Raw genomic sequence first — 6,330 nt, forward strand, 5'->3', positions numbered from 1 at the left:
TCGATCGTCGGAAGACCACGGTCTTGCCGAGCCAGCGACGCGCCTGGCGCTTTCTACACCATCATCTGCGAAGCCAACGGGGCCAAGCGAACGTATTCAAGCAACCGATATTGCGAGGCAGATGGTCGCGATCCAGATAGCACCAAGAAGCTGCAGCACCCTGTCGCGCAGGACGATGTCTTCAGGTGTGCCGGCAGTCCCGCTGTCGACGTCTACGGCGTACCGCAAGACCGCGAGGGTGATCGGGATCATCGATACCGCGAACCATTGCCCGGAATGCCCGTCGCGTTCGAACGCCCACAGCCCGTAGAACACGACGACGGCAGTAGCCGACATCGTCCATACAAATCGCAGGTAGGTGCCGGTGTAGCTCTCCAACGATTTGCGGATCTTGGCGCCGGTGCGTTCGGCGAGCTGGAGTTCGGCGTAGCGCTTGCCTGCCACCATGAACAGCGACGCGAACGCCATCACCAGCAGGAACCACTGAGACAGCGGGATACCGGTCGCCACACCGCCGGCGACCGCGCGGATGAGATAGGCCGAGGAGACGATGCCGATATCGAGTACCGCCTGGTGTTTGAGGCCGAAGCAGTAACTGAGCTGGATCACGAGATAGACCGCAATCACCAGTGCGAGCGCTGGCACGGTGACCAGTGCCATAGCCAACGAAGTACCAATCAGCCCGACAGCGATCGCGTACGCCAGCGTGGGCGCGACAACGCCAGCCGCGATAGGCCGCAACCGCTTGGTCGGGTGTTGCCGGTCTGCGTCCACATCGCGTACGTCGTTGATCAGATAGATCGATGACGCCGCCAAACAGAACACGACGAATGCGATGCCGGCCTTGTAGAGGACGTCGCGGTAGTCGTAATGCACGTGGCCACCGAGCGTCGCCAACGGTGCAGCGACCACCAGCACGTTTTTGATCCATTGCCGAGGTCGCATCGCCTTGATTACACCGACCGCCAGGTTGGTGGTGCCCGCTCGTTGATCTCGCGTCGTTTGAAGGTTACTCGTCATGTTCGGTGGCCCCGCCTTCCCCTACGCTCCATAGCTCACCCGGTCAGAAGACTAACCGGCCCGCACGTGTCACGGCAGTTTGTGACGCGTTTTCACGAGACTTTGTGTTCGTCAGCGACATCAACCGCCGACCGAGGAGCATCACTCCGCCTCCCTTGCGGCGGGGCAGCGGACCCCCGACTACACCCTCGACTGTGAAGAGCCACAAATCCAGCACTCCCGTTCATGAAGGTCCGCACATCGGCATACTTAGTGGAACCGCTTGACACAAAACGCCTTACGCTGATTATGCTGCGTTTCAGCGCCAGGCGCGCCGGCTGCGCGTCAGTCATCCGTCGGGGCGACGGTGGCTTCGCCTCGTCGGCGAGCTGCGAAGGCGGCGTAGTCACGCTCCGACTGCAGAACGCAGAATTCGTTGCCCTCCGGGTCCGCAAGCACTGTCCATGATTCGATCGTCGAACCCCACTGGGCTCGGGTCGCGCCGAGCGCGAGAGCCCTGTCCACGCCTCGCGATCGTGTGGGCGCAAATCGAAATGGAGCCGATTCTTCGACGTTGGTGCCGGTTGCTGAGGAGTAAAGAGCAGCACCGGGCCACGACCGTCCGACGGGCCGATGCGGATGGAGGCGGTGAAGTTCTCCAGGCGAACGTAGCCGAGCAGTGTTCCCCAGAAGTCGACAAGTCGAGTTGGGTCTGCGGAGTCGATTGTTACGCAGTCGATCCGGGCTGTGGCGCAATCAGGTACTGGGACGTCCATAGCTGGTAGACCGTAGTGCGAACTGCAGTGTCCACCAACGGATTACATCGAGCCGCAGATCTGGTCATCGGCATTTCAGTGCGTTGGTGGATGTCGAGATAGCCTCGGCCCGTTAATCTTTGGGGTGTTTCGCGTGGCCTGTCGGACCCGCGCGTCACGCGGTAATACAGGACGTTGCTGGTTTGCGGGAGAGGGTTCGGCGAGTCGCGCCGAATGCCGACGCACAGTTCGCCGGTCGCGGGGCGGCCCGCCGACTAGAGTTTGTCGTGTGTCAGGCTGTCGCTCGATCCTCGGTGCTGGAATCGCATGAGGGCCGTCGTGTACGACCGCTACGGCGGCCCCGAGGTGCTGTCGGTCGTGGAGGTCCCAGCGCCTTCCCCAGGGCCGAAACAGGTGCTCGTCCAAGTGCACGCGACGTCGATCAACCTCTCCGACTGGGAGACACTGCGGGGGACGCCGCTGTATTCGCGCATCGGCGGGCTCCGGGCACCCAGACGCCCGGTTCTCGGATCCGATATCGCCGGACGGGTCGAAGTCGTCGGCTCCGAGGTCACACTGTTTGCACCGGGTGACGAGGTCTACGGCGACAATCTCATGCTCAAGGGCGGGTTCGCGGAATATGCGGTGGTTCCTGAATCGGCGCTGGCTCACAAACCGGTGTCGCTGAGCTTCGCCGAGGCGTCGACGCTGCCACAGGCGGGGGCGATCGCACTGCAGGGCACGGCCGGCATCGCAGCCGGTATGTCGGTGTTGATCAACGGAGCGGGCGGCGGTTCCGGAGCGTTTGCGATCCAGTTGGCCAAGAGTGCCGGGGCGCATGTGACCGGGGTGGACAACGCCGCCAAACTGGCGTTCATGCGCACGCTCGGCGCCGACGAGGTCATCGACTATCGCGCTGAGGACTTCACCCGAACCGGACCGTACGACCGGGTACTCGACCTCGTCGCCCACCGGTCGGTCTTCGCTTATCGCAGGTCGGTCGCGCGTGGCGGCCGGTACCGCTGCGTGGGCGGCACCACGCGCGCGTTGCTGCGGTTGACGACGGTCGGAGTGGTCGCCGGAATGGTGACCGGCCGCGGGCTCGGGGTCCTCGCGGTGAAGGAAGGGCCCGCGCACTTCACACCCCTCGCGGAGTCGTGTGTCGCGGGACGTATCGGTATCCACATCGACCGCAGTTTCCCCCTCGACGAGACCGCGAACGCGCTGGCCCACGTCGGTGCGGGACGCGCCCTGGGCAAAGTGGTGGTCGAGATCCGCTGATCGGCACTACCGGATGTTCTGAGCCGCAACCGGTCTGGCCCGCCGCCTACCACGACGTGGCCGCTTCGCTCAGCGCTGTGGGCGGCAGTTGAGTGTGTTCGGCGGCTGGCGCCCTGCCCTCAGGATCGCGCGGATCGCGGCATGTGCGTGCGTTCGCGAACGCTCGCCGAGCCGTATTCGTACGCGCGTGTACACCAGCATCGACCGGGCACCTATGCCCGCGAGAGTCAAGGACGGCTGCGGCCGATCCGGTCGAACAGCTCCTCGAGCGGTTCGCCGATGTCTCGGCCGAACTGGGTGAGGCTGTAGGTGACCTGGGGCGGGGTCGTCGGCTCGACCTCGCGCCAGACCAGGCCGTCCCGTACCAGCGCGCGCAGGGTTTGGGCGAGCATCTTCTCGCTGATGCCGCGGATGCTCTCGCGCAGCTCGTAGAACCGAAGGTCGTTGCCGCGCAGGGAGATCAGCACCCAGACGCCCCACCTACTGGTGATGTGGTCGAGCACATCACGCGCGGGGCAGTCGGTGTGAAACACCTCATACCGCTTGCCCGCCTCGGCCTGTGCTGGCTGCGCACCTCCCACCATGTCATGAGCTTACTCAAAGGTATGTCCTTACCAATTGTCAGCCCGGCTCCTAGCGTCATGTCCACAGTGCACATCCGACAAAGGAGCTGAACATGATTGTGGTGGCCGGGGCTACCGGAAACATCGGCCGACCGTTGACGCGGGCGCTGGCCGAGGCTGGTGAACAGGTGACGGCGGTGTCACGGAACACGGTGGCCGTACCGGACGGCGTGCGGCACGTGACTGTCGACCTCGCTGAGCCGACGGGCCTCAAACCAGTACTGGCAGAGGCGAAAGCGCTGTTCCTGCTGCTGTCCGGCGACCTGCATGCCCCCGGGGCCAAGCCAGCCGGCATCATCGGACTGGCCGCCGACAGCGGCATCCGCCGGATCGTCCTGCTGTCCTCGCAGGGCGTGGTGACCAGGCCGCTCGGGACAACGCGGGTCGCCATGCGCGCGGTGGAGGACGCGGCGCGAGAGTCCGGCATGGACTGGGCCATCCTGCGCCCGGGTGGCTTCGCCTCCAACGCCTTTGCCTGGACGGAATCGGTCCGCACGCGACAGGTGGTCGCCGCGCCCTTCGGAGACATCGGGGTGCCGATCGTAGACCCGGCCGACATCGCCGAGGTCGCGGCGGCCTGCCTACTCGACGACCGGCACACCGGTGGCGTGTACGAGTTGACCGGGCCGGAGGTGATCACCCCGCGCCAGCAGGCGGAGACCATCGCCGCCACGCTCGGCTCGCCAGTGCGGTTCCACGACCTCACCCGCGAGGAGGCCAAGGCCGAGATGATCCGTTTCGTACCAGCTGAACTCGCTGATGACACCCTGGACATCATCGGCTCACCGAGCCCCTCCGAACTGCGGATCAGCCCGCACGTGCAGCAGGTCCTCGGTCGTGCCCCGCGCCCGTTCGCGGACTGGGTCGCTCGCAATATCGCCGCGTTCCGCTGAGACGCAACCGCAGTCGCATGGTTCGGCACTGGTAGGCATGTCCGGCGATGTCGGATCATGCTGTGGCCGAGTTGGATTCGTGAGCCCCCTTCGGACACACTGCGGCCCACCCTCGTTGGCATGTACATTCTGCCGCCTCGCCACATGTGGGCTCGCCCCAGCCGGGCGGATCAATGGTCTCGTCCGCCAATACCTTCCCCGCACCGTCGACATGCGCGACTACACCCAAACCGACCTCGATGCCATCGCCGACGAACTCAACCAACGACCTCGACAAACCCTCGGCTTCAAGACACCATCAGAAGCACTCAACCAAGCGTTGCGATGACCGCCTGAACCCGCAGGCAGAAGCGGACGTTCATGACCGCGCGCACAGCGGCATTTCCAGACGTTGGACTTCCATCGAGTCCCGCAACAGCCCGGCGCATGGAACCGGCTTATCCGCCGGAGTGGCCGTCGCTTCTAGACGACGGTCTCGCGCGGGCCCGGTCATGGATGTCGGTGGCTCGTGGCAGTGTCAGCCGCTGTGACTGCTTCAGCTGATGACGACGCCTGGTTTCATGATCATGGACTGTGTTTCCCGACCTTGATCGCGATCAACGAACCGGGGGCATCGTGAACACCACGACCGGTGGCCTGGGGTGGATGTACGACGCGGATCTGCCGCTGGTCAGCCTCACCTTCGCGCGTCAGATCAACGCCCGAGAGCTATTGGAGCGGATGGGCGTCGACCAAACACCGTGTCGATACGCGGGCCGGATGACTTCCACCACGAGCTGGGCAACCTTCTCTACGTACACGGCGGATATGTGGTCAGCGCAGGGCATTACCGAAGCTGGGCCTGGGCTGAGGAGCACGGCAGTCGGAAATCCCTCGATGACCGAGGACTGGTGCTGCGCGCCTCGATCGGAACCGCGGCACTGGAGCTGCACGCCACCGGGAAACCGGGAGTGGTGTTCCAGTACGCCGAGGACGGCCGCCTCATCACCAGACTCGACAGCACGGACGTTTCGCACGGACAGGCAGCGACTCTCACCGCTTCGACACCGAGATGCAGGCCCTCGGCGCCCGACCCGAAGAACACGAATACTGCCCCTTGGGGTCCCGCGGAATGTTCTACAGGCTTGCAGAGAACCTCGGCGTCGGGGTGCCTCGGTATTACCTCGACGACCGTCCCGTCCTCAGCGGGCGGCTCCTGCCCCCAGTCTCGCGGTAGCTGTTGAAATGGCGGTGGTCAGGGGGACTTGTGACGTCTGATGAGTTGCGCGGCGAATGCCGCGATCTGGTGGCGGTGCGTTCGCCCGACGGACGCATCCAGCGCTGGCCGGTGACAGCGAGAGCCCTTGAAACAGGTCGGTGGCGAGTCACGTTGACCGATGGGGCGGGCGGGGAATGGGTCGCTGATAGCGACGATGTGTTCGATGGGTTCGCGGCGGTGCGAAAACTCCCGGAGCGCAGTGGTTTTCGATTTCTGGTTGTCGGCGCACGGCCGGAGTATTGGCCGACCCCGATGAGCAGTCAGATGGGTGGTGGGTTCGAGTTGTGGGCCCGCTACCGGTGCGGCCTTCGTAACGTTTTTCGTACTGCAATCGCAGGTGTGTCGCGAGGTCGCGGCTACCGGTACATATTTTCGCCTGCGCCCGCGTCGAAGGTTTCGACTGTCGAGCAACAGCACGCCTACCGCGAGCAGTGGCTGGTCTGGAGTCGGCTGAAGTGACATGACATTGGCATGAGCGCGCGTGCCTCCGAGGCGCCCGGCCAAGCTGTCCTGGCGCGCGA

5 protein-coding genes and 1 pseudogene are annotated in these 6,330 nt (G+C 64.7%); 3 read left to right on the forward strand and 3 right to left on the reverse strand.

What is annotated here, in order from left to right; translation table 11 throughout:
• Window positions 1-96: 96 nt before the first annotated feature.
• Complete coding sequence (locus tag AC3EO7_RS17525; RefSeq protein ID WP_431970058.1) at window positions 97-1,020, reverse strand: decaprenyl-phosphate phosphoribosyltransferase; 924 nt, start codon at window positions 1,018-1,020, stop codon at window positions 97-99.
• Window positions 1,021-1,344: 324 nt separating this feature from the next.
• Window positions 1,345-1,775 (reverse strand): annotated as a pseudogene (locus tag AC3EO7_RS17530) (VOC family protein).
• Window positions 1,776-2,081: 306 nt separating this feature from the next.
• Between AC3EO7_RS17530 and AC3EO7_RS17535 the strand changes: the two are divergent.
• Window positions 2,082-3,035 (forward strand): NAD(P)-dependent alcohol dehydrogenase, encoded by a 954-nt coding sequence (locus AC3EO7_RS17535; protein WP_435591767.1) that lies wholly within the window; start codon window positions 2,082-2,084, stop codon window positions 3,033-3,035.
• 227 nt (window positions 3,036-3,262) lie between these two features.
• Here the strand turns inward: AC3EO7_RS17535 and AC3EO7_RS17540 are convergent, their stop codons facing one another.
• Entirely contained in the window at window positions 3,263-3,619 is a 357-nt protein-coding gene (locus AC3EO7_RS17540; protein WP_435591768.1) for a winged helix-turn-helix transcriptional regulator, read from the reverse strand.
• 92 nt (window positions 3,620-3,711) lie between these two features.
• On the opposite strand from AC3EO7_RS17540, the gene AC3EO7_RS17545 reads away from it, so the two are divergent.
• Together AC3EO7_RS17545 and AC3EO7_RS17550 are read left to right on the forward strand one after the other, a co-directional pair.
• Window positions 3,712-4,551, forward strand: a complete 840-nt coding sequence (locus AC3EO7_RS17545) for an SDR family oxidoreductase (RefSeq protein ID WP_435591769.1) — start codon at window positions 3,712-3,714, stop codon at window positions 4,549-4,551.
• Between the two features lie 1,246 nt (window positions 4,552-5,797).
• Complete coding sequence (locus tag AC3EO7_RS17550) at window positions 5,798-6,268, forward strand: hypothetical protein (protein ID WP_431970054.1); 471 nt, start codon at window positions 5,798-5,800, stop codon at window positions 6,266-6,268.
• Window positions 6,269-6,330: the final 62 nt, after the last annotated feature.

The sequence above is a fragment of the Nocardia sp. bgisy118 genome, from assembly GCF_057708605.1.

Coding starts and splice junctions, on each gene's coding strand:
- AC3EO7_RS17525 (WP_431970058.1), bottom strand. CDS start 1,020: ATGACGAGTAACCTTCAAACGACGCGAGATCAACGAGCGGGCACCACC.
- AC3EO7_RS17535 (WP_435591767.1), top strand. CDS start 2,082: ATGAGGGCCGTCGTGTACGACCGCTACGGCGGCCCCGAGGTGCTGTCG.
- AC3EO7_RS17540 (WP_435591768.1), bottom strand. CDS start 3,619: ATGGTGGGAGGTGCGCAGCCAGCACAGGCCGAGGCGGGCAAGCGGTAT.
- AC3EO7_RS17545 (WP_435591769.1), top strand. CDS start 3,712: ATGATTGTGGTGGCCGGGGCTACCGGAAACATCGGCCGACCGTTGACG.